Consider the following 15,341-nt stretch of genomic DNA (forward strand, 5'->3'; position numbering starts at 1 on the left):
CAAAACAGCACGCATTGCAGAGAACTGCGTCGCGGTTAGCGCTTTTTCGTGCCGATCTGATGCGTCAGCACAGGTAATTCCGGTTTAGCTTCTGGTCGGCGCAATGCGGTAAAAGCGGAAAACTCCCAGGAACGGAACCCGACCAGCAAAGTGAAGCCATCGCGTTCTTCCGGTTGCAATTTGCGATCGTCCTGATGCAGGCGCGCCAGCTCGGCAACCAGCTGCTGGATTTTCTGCACGACCTCCTGCGCGCTGTGGATGGAAACACGCGCAGGCACGCACAGCAAGGTTTCTCCAACCTGATCAAAGCGGCCATTGAAATAATCGCTGACCACATGTTCGCGGAAATATTGCTGAACCGGTCCATCGGGCCGCCAGTGAAACGCCGCCGACACATTCAGGCGGTAGCGGTTATTCGGACGCAATTCAATCAGCTCCAGCTTATCGAGTGCAATCAGATGCAAAATGCATTCTGCCTGACTCAGCGAATAGGTTTCGACGATCTGCTCCAGCGTCCAGTGTCCCAGACAGCAAATCGCCACCAGCAGTAATTTCGGCTCAGCCATCAGGGATTTTTCCTGTGCCAGCGTCAGCGTATCCGAATGCGGCGTCACATCGGCAGCCTGCCGCAGCACGTCTTCCATCGCCACGCCGGATGCCTTGCATATCTGCGCCAGCCGGGACAGGCTCATATCTTTCTGACCAAACATGCGTTTGACGCTGGATTCACTCATGCCTATCTGTTCTGCCAGCATTTTGTAGGTCACACCGGCGGCGCGCAATTCGCTGCGCAACACACTGATCAGTAATTCGGGAGAACTCATTTTGACGTCCTGACTCAATATTAAAATAGCAAATAGTCGTAAATTTCAATACCAATAATTCTGAAATATGACACTTTGAACATTTTCATAGTACCAAGTTCCCGATCAGATGAAACTTATCCCGATGACTGATGCGCAAGTCATCTGTGTTGTGTGCGATGCGGGCCGTCATGCCTCCTCCATGCCGGTCCGCATTACCTGATCAACCATCATAGGAAACCCGCTATGAAATCCCTGTTCCGCTACAGCCTGTGTCTGGGCATCACTGCAGCCGTATTCCTGTCCGGCTATCTGGCCGGGCAATCTGCCGTTGTCTCTGCATCTGCCTGCCAGCTGCCGGCTGCCGCCCGCTTTGCCAATGACACGGCAGACAGTCCCGCCAACGCAGATACCAGCTTTGTTCCGGAGAACCACCCGCATTCCCCCCTGCTGCTGTAAGACCGATACCGGCGTCCGTGAGCGGGAGATTCGCCTTTATAATGCGGATCGTCACGACTTTTTCACGCTCTCATGAACGCCACCCTGAACCGCCTGCACTGGTATCTGAAACTGGTCCGTCTGGATAAACCCATCGGTATCGTCTTGCTGTTATGGCCGACCTTATCGGCACTGTGGATTGCCAGCCATGGCGTTCCTGACTGGAAACTGGTACTGATTTTTTGCCTCGGCACCACGCTGATGCGCTCTGCCGGTTGTGCCGTGAATGATTATGCCGACCGGGAATTTGACCGTCACGTGAAACGCACGGCAGAACGTCCACTGACCAGCGGCAAAATTTCCGGCAAAGAAGCGCTGCTGATTGCATTGCTACTGTCGGTGATTTCTTTTCTCTTGATCTGGCCGCTGAATATCCTGACCAAACAGCTATCAGTGCTGGCCGTCATGATTGCTGCCAGTTATCCGTATTTCAAACGTTTCTTTCCGATTCCGCAGGCTTATCTCGGGATCGCCTATGGTTTCGGCATTCCGATGGCTTTTGCCGCCGTACAAGACCATGTGCCGCTGATTGCATGGGGTCTGCTGCTGGCCAATATCTTCTGGACGGTCGCTTACGATACCGAATATGCGATGGTTGACCGCGACGATGACCTGAAGATCGGTATCAAGACGTCTGCCATTACTTTTGGCCGCTTCGACGTTGCCGCCATCATGATCTGTTATGCCACCAGCTTTGCACTGATCACGCTGATCGGCTGGCAACAAGGATTGCGCTTCTGGTTCCTCGCGGGCATGGGCATTGCAGTACTGTGCGCGCTGTATCACTATCGCCTGATCCGGGAACGGGACCGCATGCGCTGTTTCGCTGCCTTCCGTCACAATAACTGGCTAGGAGCCGCAATCTTTGCTGGTGTTGCGCTGGACTATGTATTACATTGACTCTGACTCGTATAACAATATCAACACGGCGTTTATTTGATCTGCAACAAGAGGCCTTGTTTTGGCTTACCTAGACTACAGATAAGAATTCTCCAATTACTTTTCATAAAGGATCTGCCATGAGTTCCGTAGAACAGCATAAAGATCAGTTGATGCACGATTTGAATCAGGTTATCCGTGATGCCGAAGAGTTGCTGAAAAATACTGAGCAGCAGTCGGGCGAAGGCTTCAAATCCGCCAAGGCACGCTTTGAGCACACATTGAAAAATGCGAAAGCAGAAGTAGAACGCATCGAAGACCTGGTTGTGACCAGAACCAAGGAAGCCGCCAAAGCGACGGATGTCTATGTTAAAGAAAATCCCTGGCAATCCGCCGGTATCGCTGCCGGTGTTGGCCTGCTGCTCGGTTTGCTGATCGGCCGCAGCAAATAATTCATGGCCATACTGGACTCGGTAAGGCATCTCGGCGCGACAGTTGCGGGTATTCTGCATACCCGTCTGGAGCTGGCTGCAGTGGAAATTGAGGAAGAACTGCACCGGTTTTCGTCATTACTGCTCTGGTCGCTGACCGCGCTGTTTTGCGCCTGCTGCGCCGTTGTGTTGCTGGTGGTGTTCCTGATCGCCGTTTTCTGGGACAGCTATCGTTTAACGCTGATCTCGGTTCTGATCGCCGCATTTGGCCTCAGTGCAGCCGGTATCGCCTGGTGGGTGCGCAAGCAGTTCAGCCTGAAACCTGGTTTGCTGTCACACAGCCTGCAGGAGCTGGAAAAAGACAGCCTGACGCTGCGCAGGCAGGACAGCACAGTCACGCCACCCATCACACCATCCGGCACGGAAACATCGTCAGGACAATGAACATGGCTTCTGATTACGCAGACCGGCTGGCCTTGCGCCGCGAAACACTGTTACTGAAAATTCAGGCACAACGCCAGTTGCTGTCCTTGCAGACTCAGGATGTCGGGGAACAAATTGCATTTGCTGAATGGAGTTTTCAGGCCGGGCAGCAATTAATCCGGCTGGTCAGACACAAACCTCTTGCCGGCATTGCGGTCGTGGCCGGTATCGTAGCCGTTAAGCCGGCGCGCTTACTGAACTGGCTCGGTACGTCTTTCCGTATCTGGAAAATCTGGCGGCAGATGGCGCCTTTGCTGAAGCAGGATCAGCCGCGCTCTTAAACAAGCGCTGTCGACTGGCGTGCGAATAATGTGCGCCAGATTCGGTCGTCGTGAAATTTCAGACAGCTTAACGCATGTGATGCGGTTGCTGCCCCAAAGCCAGTTGTCCGCCCGTTTTTTTGGCAGCAAACAACCATAAACGCTCACGCTGATCTCCCGGACGCGCACCTTCCCAGACCAGATGCCACTGATGGCTGTTCAGATGTTCCGGTAACTGACTCTGAAAACCATTCACCAGCAACAGATCGCATTGCACATCAGGCTGATTCTCCTGACGATAGGTAGTGATGCCGGCAAAATAGCGCAACATGGCACGTTCTGATTCACCCAGATCCTTACTCGCCATGCAGTCAAAATTATGCGGCAACGCTGTTTCCATCGAATAGAAAACGCTGCGGTAGCTTTTTGCATAATCCACCCATGGCAACAACAGGTTGCTCATCAGCATCCAGCTCAGGCTGACGCCCGACACCCAGCTCACCAGACCGCGGCCATGCACATGTTTAAGCCTGCCGAGATAGATCACCGCGATGGCGGTGATTCCGGAAGCAAACAGCACTTCCACCCATCTGAAATCCGGTGTGAATGTGTCCGGCAAGTATTTGAGGATAAACATCCAGCGTGGCGGCCCGCCCTCCCAGATCATGGCTGCCCAGAGCGTCCAGATGAACAGGGCTATCACACCAAAAATCAGGCGGGAAGTCCAGTCGAAAACACGGTCCACCCTGAACGATAAATGACGGGCCGCAGGCGCAGCCAGAATGGCAAGCGGTAATAACAGCGGCAATGCGTAATTATCCCTGGCGGAAGCGGCGCGCCATAACACCAGCAACATAATCGAAAACACCAGCACACAAACCTGCAGCGCAGCAGAACTCCGCCACTTGGCACGCTCTCGCCAGAGCGTCAGCGCGGCCAGCGGCAAGGCCGGGAAAGTAAACCACGGCAAAGTCGTGATCCAGAATCCGTCTGTGTGCGGTGCACCCAGCTGCGCCACTGAAAAGCCGAAAAATCTGCCGATGTTATTCAGCCAGAACCAGTCCATGAACAAAGCCGGGGAACGCCCCAGCAAAGCCAGCGGCCAGATCAGCAGCCACGGCAAAGAAAAACCCAGGGCAACCAGCAAGACATGCAGATACGCTTTCCTGCGCCACGATTGAAACAGCAGCGGCAACAAAACTGCCGTCAGGCCAAACACACCCAGCGCCAATACCCCTTTTGCCATAAAACCGATACCAACACCTGTGCCCAGCAGCATGCCCGATCGCAGCGGATTATTTTTTACCTCTGCAAATCCGGCGGTAGCAACCGCAAAACCGGTCAGCAAAGGAACATCCGTCAACATCATATGAGAATGTAAAAGCAGTCCCAGACAGGCCAGCAAAGACATTATCGCGAAACGTCCGTAGCCCTTCCCCCACCAAGTACGGGCAGCCCAACCGGTAGCAATACAGGTAATGACCATAAAAACGCCGGTTGCCAGCCGCGCACCGTCATGTAACGCCAACCAAGGAGAAAGCGTATTTGCAAGAACGGTAGCCAGCCAGTAATACAAAGGCGGTTTTTCCATAAATGGCTCGCCTGCCATCATTGGCACAATCCAGTCACCACTTTCCAGCATGTGATGGATAATCCCAAATATATAAGTTTCATCCTGCTTCCAGGGATCGTGTCCGATCAAACCAGGAAACAGGTAAATGGAAATCAAGATCAACAATGCGAACAATGCCGCATTGACACGTTGCGAAACCCATTCAATCAAGCAGGCAACAACAGATGCGTTACCTGTTTCACACAAGGCAACAGAAGCGGCGCCATCGCCGATAAGGCGAGGGCGAACAGAAAAGAAGGTACGCAACCAGTCAAGGAAAATCATGTAAGCACATCAAGGGAAATACATTAAAGAGATGTGCAATGATTCATCGAACTATCAGGAGACGCGAAAATTTTCGCGATAAACGATACAAAGCACATAAATCCGGCCTGCTGAAATTAGCAGAACAACAAAAAAATTAACTCCGGAAGGTAACATATTGTATCTCAAATGCGAGTCTTTTTTTCTAAAATTTCTACTCCAAAAGCCAGATGACACGCAATTTTGCATTTGCGAAAAAACATTTTCAGAATAAATCCTCATGAAAATGCATGACGTCCTGATTTTTCATCTTCTAAATTGCAATTGAGCAATTTTTAATCAATGTCATGCGCTTTTATGACTATGCTTGCTGACCAAACTCATCACCCAGTTCTGCTGCTCTGACAGCAGCGGCCTTGACGGCCGTTACGATGGACTGGCCGACCCCGGCGGCTTCCAGGCTGGACAAGGCGGCATACGTGGTTCCACCTTTTGAGGTCACCCGCTCACGCAGAATGCTGACTGGTTCACTGGAATGCATCGCCAGTTGAGCCGCTCCCTCAAAGGTGGCGATAGCAAACTGGTTGCCCTGTTCGGCGCTCAATCCCAGTTCCTGCGCTGCCTGTTGCAGGGCTTCGATAAAATAAAACACATAGGCGGGACCGCTGCCGGAGATAGCAGTGACGGCATCGATCTGCTGTTCCTGCGCCATCCAGGATGTCAACCCGACAGAACGCAGGATATCGTCAGCGATCTGCTGTTCGTGTGCGCTGACTCCGGGTAAGGCAAACATCCCGGTGATGCCTTTACCAACCAAGGCTGGCGTATTCGGCATCGCCCGCACAATTTTGCCGTAAGCATTCAGCCAGCGAGAAATATCGCTGGCACGGATACCGGCAGCAATCGTAATCAGCAGCTGTTGCCGCACATACGGTGCCAGTTCCCCGACCACATCTCTTAACTGTTGCGGCTTAACGGCAAGAATAATCACATCAGCATCCTGCAGGCGCGCATCCATCGCCAAAGCGGTGGTCACGCCAAATTCTGTTTCCAGGCGATTCAACGAAGTCTGGTTAACATCCACGACATGAATACAGGCAGGCAGTGTGAAATCAGGCAATAAGCCGCCAATCAATGCGCCCGCCATATTGCCGCCGCCGATAAAGGCAATTTTTAATTTATTTTGCATAATTCCTGCTCCCAAAAATTCCTGTTCCGATTCTGACCATCGTACTGCCTTCCGCGATCGCGGCATGCATGTCACTGCTCATTCCCATTGATAATGTATCAAGAGGAATGCCTCGCGCAATCAACTGATCCTGCAAGGCACGCAGCCGCTGAAAAGCTGCACGCTGCACGACAAAATCCGTGGCCGGCGCAGGCACGGCCATCAGACCGCGCAACCGGATTTTCGGCAGTCCGCTGATCCGCCCGGCCAGCGCCAGCACTTCGTCTGGCGAGACCCCGCTTTTGCTGTCTTCACCACTGATATTCACCTGCAGACAGATATTCATATCCGGATAATCCGGAGGGCGCTGCTCAGACAAGCGATACGCAATCTTCTCCCGGTCGACGGAATGCACCCAGTCAAAATGCTCCGCAATCGGTTTCGTTTTGTTACTTTGTATCGGTCCGATGAAATGCCACTCCAGCGCAAATTCAGGCACACTTTGTTTGAGGAACGCAATCTTGTCGAGTGCCTCCTGCAGGTAATTTTCGCCAAAAGCACGCTGCCCGCAGCGCGCCGCCTCGATAATGGCATCGGTTCCAAAAGTCTTGGAAACCGCCAGTAAACGTACGCTGGAAGCAGGTCGCCCATATTGCAGCTCGGTGCGCCTGATATCAGACAATACGGCTTGCAAGTTGTCAGAAATTAAGGACATAATCGAACAGTTTTGTATGAAACTTCACTCAATCCGGGCTGCACCAATCCGCAGCCCCCTTGTGTCATGCCGGCCATCCAAGGATGGCGCACTAATAGCGGAATTATAAATGGACATCTCTGAGCTACTTGCGTTCTCGGTCAAGAATAACGCTTCCGACTTACATCTTTCTTCCGGCCTGCCACCCATGATACGTGTACATGGCGATGTGCGGCGCATCAATCTGCCGCCGCTGGAACACAAAGACGTGCATGAACTGATTTACGACATCATGAACGATTCCCAGCGCAAGATTTACGAAGAAACGCTGGAATGTGATTTTTCCTTTTCGATTCCCGGTCTGGCCCGTTTCCGTGTCAACGCCTTCAATCAGGAACGGGGACCAGCGGCAGTTATGCGTACCATTCCCTCCAAAATCCTGACGCTGGAACAGCTAAACGCACCGAAGATTTTTGCCGATCTCGCGTTAAAACCGCGTGGTCTGGTACTGGTGACTGGCCCGACGGGCTCCGGTAAATCCACGACTCTGGCCGGAATGGTGAATCATCTCAATGAAAACGAATACGGCCACATCCTGACCGTTGAAGACCCGATTGAATTCGTCCATGAATCCAAAAAATGTCTGATCAATCAGCGCGAAGTCGGGCCGCATACCATGTCCTTCAACAACGCGCTGCGTTCTGCGCTGCGTGAAGATCCGGATGCGATTCTGGTTGGTGAATTGCGTGATCTGGAAACCATCCGTCTGGCGCTGACCGCTGCAGAAACCGGCCATCTGGTGTTCGGCACCCTGCATACCTCGTCAGCGGCAAAAACCATTGACCGTATTGTCGACGTGTTCCCGGCGGAAGAAAAGGAAATGGTGCGCTCCATGCTGTCGGAATCCTTACAGGCGGTGATTTCACAAACCCTGCTGAAAACCAAGGACGGCTCCGGACGGGTCGCAGCACATGAAATCATGATTGGCTCGCCCGCGATCAGAAACCTGATTCGTGAAGCCAAAGTCGCCCAGATGTACTCAGCCATCCAGACTGGCAACAATCTCGGCATGCAGACGCTGGATCAGAATCTGACCGATCTGGTCAGGCGCAATGTCATTTCGGTGGGAACAGCACGGGCTGCCGCCAAAATTCCTGAAAACTTCCCAGGCTAACCTGAAACGATAGGAGCATCCCGACATGGAACGCGATCAGGCCACAAAATTCATGCATGACCTGCTGAGACTGATGCTCAGCAAAAACGGATCCGATTTATTCATCACCGCAGACTTTCCTCCTGCTTTCAAAATTGACGGCAGAGTGACTCCGGTTTCCAACCAGCCGCTGACACCAGCGCATACTGTCGATCTTGCGCGCGCCATCATGAACGATAAACAGGCCGCCGAATTTGAATCATCCAAGGAATGTAATTTCGCGATCAATCCGGCAGGCATGGGGCGTTTCCGCGTTTCCGCCTTTATGCAGCAGGGCCGCGTCGGGATGGTGCTGCGGACGATCACAACCGCCATTCCCAAATTTGACGAACTTGGCCTTCCGGAAAATCTGAAAGAAATTGCCATGACCAAACGGGGGCTGGTCATCATGGTGGGGGCCACCGGTTCCGGTAAGTCCACCACGCTTGCGGCAATGGTCGGATACCGCAACCAGCACAGTTACGGTCACATCATCACCATTGAAGACCCGATCGAATACGTGCATCCTCACGCAAACTGCATCGTCACTCAGCGTGAAGTGGGTATTGACACAGAAGACTGGGGCGCCGCACTGAAGAACTCGTTACGGCAGGCGCCGGACGTCATCCAGATCGGCGAAATCCGGGACAGGGAAACGATGGATTTTGCGGTCGCCTTTGCAGAAACCGGACATCTCTGCCTCGCCACCCTGCACGCCAACAGCGCCAACCAGGCACTTGACCGTATCATCAACTTCTTCCCGGAAGAACGCCGCGCCCAGCTCCTGATGGATCTGTCGCTGAATCTGAAGTCCGTGATTTCCCAGCGCCTGATTCCCCTCAAAGGCCGCAAGGGGCGGGTTGCCGCTGTCGAAATCATGCTGAACTCGCCTTTGGTTTCTGATCTGATTTTTAAGGGACAGGTGCATGAAATCAAAGAAATCATGAAAAAATCCCGCGAACTCGGGATGCAGACTTTTGATCAGGCTTTGTTTGACTTACATGAGGCCGACCAGATTTCATACGAAGACGCATTACGCAATGCCGATTCCGTCAATGAATTACGTCTGGCGATCATGCTCAAGGGAAAAGAAGCCAAAGAACGTGACCTGAGTGCAGGCACACACCACCTGGGGATCGTATGATGAGCGCACTGGATTACACGGCAACCAACCTGCAGGGAAAAGAAACCGATCTGCGCCAGTATCTGGGGCAGGTTGTGCTGATCGTGAACACGGCCAGCCAGTGCGGTTTTACCCCGCAATACAAAGGGCTGGAGGAGGTGTACCAGCAGTTCAGGGATCAGGGTGTCGTCGTGCTGGGTTTTCCTTGCAATCAGTTCGGTCATCAGGAGCCCGGCGATGCGGATCAGATCGGCCACTTCTGCGAAAAAAATTACGGCGTCACTTTCCCCTTGTTTGAGAAAGTCGACGTCAACGGGAAAAATGCCCACCCCTTATTCCAGCATTTAAAATCGGCGGCGCCAGGCGTTCTGGGAACGCAGGCAATCAAATGGAATTTCACCAAATTCCTGATCGGGAAAAATGGCCAGGTCTTTAAACGTTATGCCCCGCAAACCACTCCGGCAGAAATCACGGATGATATCCGCGCGTTGCTGGCAATGACCTGAAGTCAGTCAGATCATTCCCAGACCGCGCAATGCCAGCGGCAGCAGGATTGCCGTCAGCAACCCGGATAACCCCATTGCCAGACCGGCAAACGCACCAGCCTGCTCACTCATCTGGAATGCCCGTGCAGTACCAATGCCATGCCCGCTGACACCCAGCGCAAAGCCACGGATGCTGTCATCCCTGACCCGCAGCAGAGTTAAAATCACGGAAGCCATCATCGCCGCCGTGATTCCCGTCAGCATCACCAAAGCAGCCGTCAGGGAAGGCAGACCACCGACCTTTTCCGTGATGCCCATTGCGATTGCCATCGTGACTGACTTTGATGCCAGCGATAGAACGGTAATCCTGGATGCCCCTGTGATATGCGCAATCCCCATTGCAGTCACGATAGCAACCGCACTGCCAAGAACCGATGCCGTTAAAAATGCCAGCCAGTTCCGGCGCAGCTGATTGATTTGCTGATATAGCGGAACTGCCAGCGCCACAGTCGCTGGTCCCAGCAGGAAGTGTACGAACTGAGCACCAGAAAAATACGTACTGTAAGAAGTATTCGTCAGCGTCAGAATCAGGATAAGCAATGCCACAGCAATCGCAACAGGATTTGCCAGTGGACTAAACCGGCACCGGACATAAATCGCATAAGCGAGCTGGTATGCCAGCAAAGTGGCAGTCAGCCCCAGCAAGGGCGAAGTCGCCAGATAAACCCAGATTTCACTGAAACGGCTACTCATTTTTGCAGGTGCTTCGCACACAAGGCAGTGACGACAATCGATAACGCCGTGCTGACCAGCAAAGCCAGCAGCAGCGGCAGCCATTCATTCAGCACACGCTGTCCATGCACCATGATTCCGACGCCGGCAGGTATGAACAGTAACGATAAATGTCTGAGCAAGGCCTGAACATCCGGCAGTAATTTTTCTGCCATGCCTTTTCGCGCCAGCAGGCACAAAAACAGCATCAGCATACCGATTACCGGCCCCGGAACCGGCCAGCCGAACAGATGCACGATCCCCTCACCGATCGACTGGAAAATCAGTAATATCGAGAAAGTCCGCAGCATGTCTGCCTCTTTTCAGAATCAGCAGTAATCACTTAATGCAGGGCCTGTTCCAGCAATTCTATCCAGTGCAGAACAGGTTTGTCGGTACCGGACTGCAAATGCGTGATGCAACCGATATTGGCGGAAACAATCGTATCTGGCGAGGTTGCCAGCAGTTTTTCCAGTTTATTGTCCCGCAAACGGTAAGATAAATCCGGCTGCAATACCGAATAAGTACCGGCAGAACCGCAGCACAAATGGCTGTCGGCGCACAATTGCACATCCACGCCGGCAGCACGCAGGATACCTTCGACTTTGCCACGAATCTGCTGCCCGTGCTGCAACGTGCACGGCGGGTGCCAGGTAATGCGCTGCGTGATTTTTCCTTGCATTCTGGCGGCAATCTGTGACTCGAAGTCCGGCAGGATTTCGCTTAAATCTTTGGTCAGTGCGGAAACCTGACGGGCCTTTTCTGCATAGGCAGTATCGTGCGCCAGCAAATGGCCGTAGTCCTTCACCGTTACCCCGCAACCGGATGCCGTCATGACAATCGCTTCGGCACCGGCTTCAATAGCCGGCCACCAGGCGTCGATATTACGCCGCATGTCGTCCAGTGCGGCTTCCTGATCATTCAGGTGAAACCGGATCGCGCCGCAGCACCCTGCTTTGGGAGCCACGATCAGCTGCACGCCCAGCATATCCAGCACCCGTGCCGCGGCGCTATTGATGTTCGGCGACATGGCAGGCTGTACGCAGCCATCCAGCAGCAGCATTTTGCGTGCATGGTTTGTTACCGGCCATGTAATCGCAGGTTTTTTTTCCGGTACTTTTGCGCGTAACGCCGCTGGCAGCACAGGACGCATCGCCTGTCCCAGGCGCATGGCGGGTTTGAATATCCATGGCCTCGGCAAGAGTTCTTTCAAGCCTGTCCTTAACATCTGCTGCACCGGCGACCGTCCCACTTGCCGCTCGACGACCTGCCGGCCGATATCGAGCAGACGGCCATATTGCACACCGGACGGACAGGTGGATTCACAATTACGGCAAGTCAGACAGCGATCCAGATGCTGTTGTGTTTTCCGGGTCGCCGGCTTACCTTCCAGCACCTGCTTGATCAGATAGATACGGCCACGCGGTCCGTCCAGCTCGTCACCCAGCAACTGATACGTCGGGCAGGTTGCAGTACAGAAGCCGCAATGCACGCATTTCCGTAAAATGTCATCAGCTTCTTTGCCTTCGCGGCTGTCTTTTATAAAATCGGCGAGATTGGTTTGCATGATGAATCAGAAATCCTTATACAAGCGACCCGGATTAAAAATCCCGGACGGATCAAATGCTGCTTTCAGGCGTTGGTGAATACCGGCAATCGCGGGCGCCAGCGGCGTAAAGACGCCAATGCTTTTATCTCCGCCACGAAACAGCGTGGCATGGCCGCCGGCAACCTGTGCCGCAGCACGGATCGCGGCAGGACTCTCGTCTGTGAACAGCCAGCGCTGTGCGCCACCCCATTCTGTGAGGGATTTGCCGCTCAGTGTCATTGGCGGTGCGGTCGAGGCAATGGATAGACGCCAGAGTCCGTGCGCATCGTCCTGACTGAAAAAATCATGCGTCTGATCCTGCAATGCCCGCCAGCTAGCAGCGGCATCCTGCATCACTTCGCCCCCCAGCTTTTGTCTGGCAGCGCGGACCGCAGCTTCAGCCCCCGACAAGCGCAACATCAAGCGACCAACATGCCAGCAGCTGCCCGTGACCGGCAGCGCCTGTCCGGCCCATTCATTCATTTTTCTGATGGCATCGGCCTCAGACATCGCAAACAGCAATGTGGTTTCCGCAAATGGGCGCGGCAATACTTTGACAGACACATTCAACACCAGCCCCAGACTCCCCATGGAACCTGCCAGCAGCCGGGACACATCATAGCCCGCCACGTTTTTCATGACCTGTCCGCCAAACTCCAGTATCTGCCCTTTGCCGTCCATCAGCGTCACACCCAGCACGAAATCCCGCAACGCCCCCAGGTAAGGTCTGCGCGGCCCGGATAGTCCGGCAGCCAGCATTCCGCCCAGCGTGGCGTCCGACCCGAAATGCGGCGGATCAAATGCCAGCATCTGCTGATGTTCTGCCAGCACCGCTTCAATCTCGGCCAGGGGTGTTCCGCAACGTGCGGTCAGTACCAGCTCGGTTGGTTCATAGGCAATGATTCCACGATAAGCCCGGGTATCCAGCAATTCACCCTGTAGTGATTGCCCATACCATTGTTTGCTGCCGCTTCCCTGTATCTGCAACGGCGTTTTCCGCTCGCCAGCCTGCTGAATCCTGCTACGGAAATCATCGAGTATGCTTTTCATGGTGATATCTGTCCCGCTATTTTTTATTTTTCAGAAACGTGGCAACTCAGGAAATGCCAGCCGGCCTTTACTCACGTGCATACGTCCGTATTCAGCGCAACGATGCAGGGTTGGAATCGCCTTATCGGGATTAAGCAGCATGAATGGATCAAACGCTTTTTTGACGTCCCAGAAGGCATCCATTTCCTCGCGGGAAAATTGCACGCACATGGAATTAATCTTTTCAATACCCACGCCATGCTCTCCGGTAATCGTGCCGCCGACGGCAACACACAGCTCCAGGATTTCAGCCCCAAATGCCTCTGCCCGGTGAAATTCACCTTCCTGGTTGGCATCAAATAAAATCAGCGGATGCAGGTTGCCATCACCCGCATGAAATACATTGGCGCAGCGCAAACCGTACTTTTCTTCCATTTTGGTAATGCCGATAAGGACTTCCGCCAGCCGCTTGCGTGGAATCGTGCCGTCCATGCAGTAGTAATCCGGTGAAATCCGGCCGGCAGCTGGAAATGCATTTTTGCGCCCGGACCAGAAACGCAGACGTTCCGCCTCAGTCTGCGACACGGCAATGGCAGTCGCACCTGCCTGCTCCAGCACAGCACTCATACGTGCAATTTCTTCGGCCACTTCTTCTGCCGTGCCGTCGGACTCGCAGAGGAGAATCGCCTCGGCATCAACGTCGTACCCGGCATGAACAAAGGGTTCAACCATGCGGGAAGATGTCTTGTCCATCATTTCCAGACCAGCGGGAATGATACCGGCAGCAATCACATTGGCAACGGCATTACCACCTTTCACCACATCATCAAAGGACGCCATAATGACACGGGCTGACTGCGGTTTAGGAATCAGCCTGACCGTCACTTCGGTCACCACACCCAGCATTCCTTCCGAACCGATCAGCACGGCCAGTAAATCCAGACCCGGTGCATCCAGCGCATCACCACCCAGCTCAATCACCTCGCCGTCCATGGTGACCACCCGCGCACGCAACACATTGTGTACTGTCAGACCGTATTTGAGGCAATGCACGCCGCCCGAATTTTCAGCGACATTACCGCCGATGGTACAGGCAATCTGGGATGACGGATCCGGCGCGTAGTACAGCCCCAACGCCGCAGCAGCGTCCGAAATAGCGAGATTGCGTACGCCAGGCTGCACAACTGCAGTCCGCGCATAGGCATCGACCCGGATAATTTTATTCAGCTTCGCCGTGGATAACACCAACCCGTCAGCAATCGGCATGGCGCCGCCTGACAGTCCCGTACCTGCGCCGCGCGGAACGATCGGTATCTGCAGACGCCGGCAAATCTCCATGACCGCGATTATTTGCGTTTCATTTTCCGGCAGGCAAACCACCATCGGTAATTGCCGGTATGCCGCCAGCCCGTCGCATTCATAAGGCCGGGTGTCTTCTTCCTGCGCCAGAACGCAATGTGCCGGCATGACTTGCCGCAATGCTTCAGCCAGTGTGGTTTGCCTGCTCCGGTCGATCTGCACAGAATTACTTTGCTCCATACCCTCACCTCATTATTTTTTTACCAGTGTAATCGGCTGCCAGCAATTATGGATGAATAGTTTGAAGATGATTCACTGAATAGTTTTCAGGAAAAAAAAAGGACGCCGCAGCGTCCTTTTGTTCTCATTCCGGCGATTAAACCGAGAAAGATGAACCACAGCCACAAGTCGTGCTGGCATTCGGATTTTTAATCACGAACTGCGCGCCTTCCAGATCATCTTTGTAATCGATCTCGGCTCCTACCAGATACTGATAGCTCATGGAGTCAATCAGCAACTGCACGCCGTTCTTGGTCATCGTAGTATCGTCTTCATTGGTGATTTCATCAAAAGTGAAACCATACTGGAAGCCGGAACATCCGCCGCCCTGCACGAAAACGCGCAGTTTCAGTTCAGGATTACCTTCTTCCTCAATCAGCTGCGCAACCTTTGCAGCAGCGCTGTCAGTAAAATTAATCGGTGCGGGCATTTCTGCAACGGCATTCATTTTTTGCTCCTTCAATCGGTGATACCTGACATTAT

At 53.5% G+C, this 15,341-nt stretch carries 18 protein-coding genes; 8 read left to right on the top strand and 10 right to left on the bottom strand.

Going from position 1 to position 15,341, the window contains the following annotated elements:
* Positions 1-35 precede the first annotated feature (35 nt).
* A complete protein-coding gene (locus tag H8K27_RS09545) occupies positions 36-824 on the bottom strand; it encodes a helix-turn-helix domain-containing protein (protein ID WP_186862943.1) in 789 nt (262 codons plus the stop codon).
* Positions 825-1,049: 225 nt separating this feature from the next.
* Between H8K27_RS09545 and H8K27_RS09550 the strand changes: the two genes are divergently transcribed.
* The 5 genes from H8K27_RS09550 (at position 1,050) to H8K27_RS09570 (ending at position 3,375) form a co-directional block, all read left to right on the top strand.
* Positions 1,050-1,262: a hypothetical protein gene (locus tag H8K27_RS09550; protein ID WP_186862944.1), complete on the top strand. Its 213-nt coding sequence runs from the start codon at positions 1,050-1,052 to the stop codon at positions 1,260-1,262.
* 84 nt (positions 1,263-1,346) lie between these two features.
* The gene (ubiA, locus tag H8K27_RS09555; RefSeq protein WP_186863117.1) at positions 1,347-2,201 is read left to right on the top strand and encodes a 4-hydroxybenzoate octaprenyltransferase; all 855 of its coding nucleotides are present in this window, start codon (positions 1,347-1,349) and stop codon (positions 2,199-2,201) included.
* 119 nt (positions 2,202-2,320) lie between these two features.
* Positions 2,321-2,632 (top strand): ElaB/YgaM/YqjD family protein, encoded by a 312-nt coding sequence (locus tag H8K27_RS09560; protein WP_186862945.1) that lies wholly within the window; start codon positions 2,321-2,323, stop codon positions 2,630-2,632.
* A 3-nt stretch (positions 2,633-2,635) separates the two neighbouring features.
* Positions 2,636-3,055 (top strand): phage holin family protein, encoded by a 420-nt coding sequence (locus H8K27_RS09565; RefSeq protein WP_186862946.1) that lies wholly within the window; start codon positions 2,636-2,638, stop codon positions 3,053-3,055.
* 2 nt (positions 3,056-3,057) lie between these two features.
* Positions 3,058-3,375: a YqjK family protein gene (locus tag H8K27_RS09570; RefSeq protein ID WP_186862947.1), complete on the top strand. Its 318-nt coding sequence runs from the start codon at positions 3,058-3,060 to the stop codon at positions 3,373-3,375.
* 67 nt (positions 3,376-3,442) lie between these two features.
* On the opposite strand, the gene H8K27_RS09575 is transcribed toward H8K27_RS09570, so the two are convergent.
* The 3 genes from H8K27_RS09575 to H8K27_RS09585 all read right to left on the bottom strand — a co-directional run bounded on the left by H8K27_RS09575 (position 3,443) and on the right by H8K27_RS09585 (position 7,113).
* Positions 3,443-5,251: an ArnT family glycosyltransferase gene (locus tag H8K27_RS09575; protein WP_186862948.1), complete on the bottom strand. Its 1,809-nt coding sequence runs from the start codon at positions 5,249-5,251 to the stop codon at positions 3,443-3,445.
* A gap of 340 nt (positions 5,252-5,591) precedes the next feature.
* Entirely contained in the window at positions 5,592-6,419 is an 828-nt protein-coding gene (proC, locus tag H8K27_RS09580; protein WP_186862949.1) for a pyrroline-5-carboxylate reductase, read from the bottom strand.
* Positions 6,409-7,113 (bottom strand): YggS family pyridoxal phosphate-dependent enzyme, encoded by a 705-nt coding sequence (locus tag H8K27_RS09585; protein ID WP_186862950.1) that lies wholly within the window; start codon positions 7,111-7,113, stop codon positions 6,409-6,411. Before H8K27_RS09585 ends, proC begins: the two co-directional genes overlap by 11 nt.
* Positions 7,114-7,222: 109 nt before the next feature.
* On the opposite strand from H8K27_RS09585, the gene H8K27_RS09590 reads away from it, so the two are divergent.
* Genes H8K27_RS09590 through H8K27_RS09600 form a run of 3 tightly spaced genes read left to right on the top strand, consistent with a single transcriptional unit; the run spans position 7,223 to position 9,913 of the window.
* Complete coding sequence (locus H8K27_RS09590; RefSeq protein WP_186862951.1) at positions 7,223-8,266, top strand: type IV pilus twitching motility protein PilT; 1,044 nt, start codon at positions 7,223-7,225, stop codon at positions 8,264-8,266.
* Between the two features lie 25 nt (positions 8,267-8,291).
* A complete protein-coding gene (locus tag H8K27_RS09595; protein WP_176802750.1) occupies positions 8,292-9,428 on the top strand; it encodes a PilT/PilU family type 4a pilus ATPase in 1,137 nt (378 codons plus the stop codon).
* Positions 9,425-9,913 carry a glutathione peroxidase gene (locus tag H8K27_RS09600; protein ID WP_329604382.1) on the top strand — a complete coding sequence of 163 codons (489 nt, stop codon included), beginning with the start codon at positions 9,425-9,427 and terminating at the stop codon, positions 9,911-9,913. The genes H8K27_RS09595 and H8K27_RS09600 overlap by 4 nt, the downstream gene beginning before the upstream one ends.
* 6 nt (positions 9,914-9,919) lie before the next feature.
* Here H8K27_RS09600 and H8K27_RS09605 read toward each other — a convergent pair whose 3' ends face one another.
* From H8K27_RS09605 to erpA, 6 genes are all read right to left on the bottom strand, one after another.
* Positions 9,920-10,645, bottom strand: coding sequence for an LrgB family protein (locus H8K27_RS09605; RefSeq protein ID WP_186862952.1), 726 nt, complete (start codon positions 10,643-10,645; stop codon positions 9,920-9,922).
* A complete protein-coding gene (locus H8K27_RS09610) occupies positions 10,642-10,974 on the bottom strand; it encodes a CidA/LrgA family protein (protein WP_186862953.1) in 333 nt (110 codons plus the stop codon). The genes H8K27_RS09605 and H8K27_RS09610 overlap by 4 nt, the downstream gene beginning before the upstream one ends.
* A 32-nt stretch (positions 10,975-11,006) precedes the next feature.
* Positions 11,007-12,230: a glycolate oxidase subunit GlcF gene (gene glcF, locus H8K27_RS09615; protein WP_186862954.1), complete on the bottom strand. Its 1,224-nt coding sequence runs from the start codon at positions 12,228-12,230 to the stop codon at positions 11,007-11,009.
* A gap of 6 nt (positions 12,231-12,236) precedes the next feature.
* Positions 12,237-13,301: a glycolate oxidase subunit GlcE gene (glcE, locus tag H8K27_RS09620; RefSeq protein ID WP_186862955.1), complete on the bottom strand. Its 1,065-nt coding sequence runs from the start codon at positions 13,299-13,301 to the stop codon at positions 12,237-12,239.
* A 30-nt stretch (positions 13,302-13,331) separates the two neighbouring features.
* Positions 13,332-14,819, bottom strand: coding sequence for an FAD-linked oxidase C-terminal domain-containing protein (locus tag H8K27_RS09625; protein WP_186862956.1), 1,488 nt, complete (start codon positions 14,817-14,819; stop codon positions 13,332-13,334).
* A gap of 136 nt (positions 14,820-14,955) precedes the next feature.
* A complete protein-coding gene (erpA, locus tag H8K27_RS09630) occupies positions 14,956-15,306 on the bottom strand; it encodes an iron-sulfur cluster insertion protein ErpA (protein WP_176802756.1) in 351 nt (116 codons plus the stop codon).
* Positions 15,307-15,341 lie beyond the last annotated feature (35 nt).

It is taken from the genome of Cognatundibacterium griseum (assembly GCF_014284195.1).
In the GTDB taxonomy this organism is placed as follows: domain Bacteria; phylum Pseudomonadota; class Gammaproteobacteria; order Burkholderiales; family Burkholderiaceae_D; genus Undibacterium; species Undibacterium griseum.

Excerpts from the sequence above, each read along its gene's own strand:
- H8K27_RS09595 (WP_176802750.1), top strand. The coding sequence starts at position 8,292 with ATGGAACGCGATCAGGCCACAAAATTCATGCATGACCTGCTGAGACTG.
- H8K27_RS09610 (WP_186862953.1), bottom strand. The coding sequence starts at position 10,974 with ATGCTGCGGACTTTCTCGATATTACTGATTTTCCAGTCGATCGGTGAG.
- H8K27_RS09565 (WP_186862946.1), top strand. The coding sequence starts at position 2,636 with ATGGCCATACTGGACTCGGTAAGGCATCTCGGCGCGACAGTTGCGGGT.
- H8K27_RS09590 (WP_186862951.1), top strand. The coding sequence starts at position 7,223 with ATGGACATCTCTGAGCTACTTGCGTTCTCGGTCAAGAATAACGCTTCC.
- H8K27_RS09560 (WP_186862945.1), top strand. The coding sequence starts at position 2,321 with ATGAGTTCCGTAGAACAGCATAAAGATCAGTTGATGCACGATTTGAAT.
- H8K27_RS09545 (WP_186862943.1), bottom strand. The coding sequence starts at position 824 with ATGAGTTCTCCCGAATTACTGATCAGTGTGTTGCGCAGCGAATTGCGC.
- glcF (WP_186862954.1), bottom strand. The coding sequence starts at position 12,230 with ATGCAAACCAATCTCGCCGATTTTATAAAAGACAGCCGCGAAGGCAAA.
- H8K27_RS09600 (WP_329604382.1), top strand. The coding sequence starts at position 9,425 with ATGATGAGCGCACTGGATTACACGGCAACCAACCTGCAGGGAAAAGAA.
- proC (WP_186862949.1), bottom strand. The coding sequence starts at position 6,419 with ATGCAAAATAAATTAAAAATTGCCTTTATCGGCGGCGGCAATATGGCG.
- erpA (WP_176802756.1), bottom strand. The coding sequence starts at position 15,306 with ATGAATGCCGTTGCAGAAATGCCCGCACCGATTAATTTTACTGACAGC.
- H8K27_RS09570 (WP_186862947.1), top strand. The coding sequence starts at position 3,058 with ATGGCTTCTGATTACGCAGACCGGCTGGCCTTGCGCCGCGAAACACTG.
- H8K27_RS09550 (WP_186862944.1), top strand. The coding sequence starts at position 1,050 with ATGAAATCCCTGTTCCGCTACAGCCTGTGTCTGGGCATCACTGCAGCC.
- H8K27_RS09585 (WP_186862950.1), bottom strand. The coding sequence starts at position 7,113 with ATGTCCTTAATTTCTGACAACTTGCAAGCCGTATTGTCTGATATCAGG.
- H8K27_RS09575 (WP_186862948.1), bottom strand. The coding sequence starts at position 5,251 with ATGATTTTCCTTGACTGGTTGCGTACCTTCTTTTCTGTTCGCCCTCGC.
- H8K27_RS09625 (WP_186862956.1), bottom strand. The coding sequence starts at position 14,819 with ATGGAGCAAAGTAATTCTGTGCAGATCGACCGGAGCAGGCAAACCACA.
- H8K27_RS09605 (WP_186862952.1), bottom strand. The coding sequence starts at position 10,645 with ATGAGTAGCCGTTTCAGTGAAATCTGGGTTTATCTGGCGACTTCGCCC.
- glcE (WP_186862955.1), bottom strand. The coding sequence starts at position 13,301 with ATGAAAAGCATACTCGATGATTTCCGTAGCAGGATTCAGCAGGCTGGC.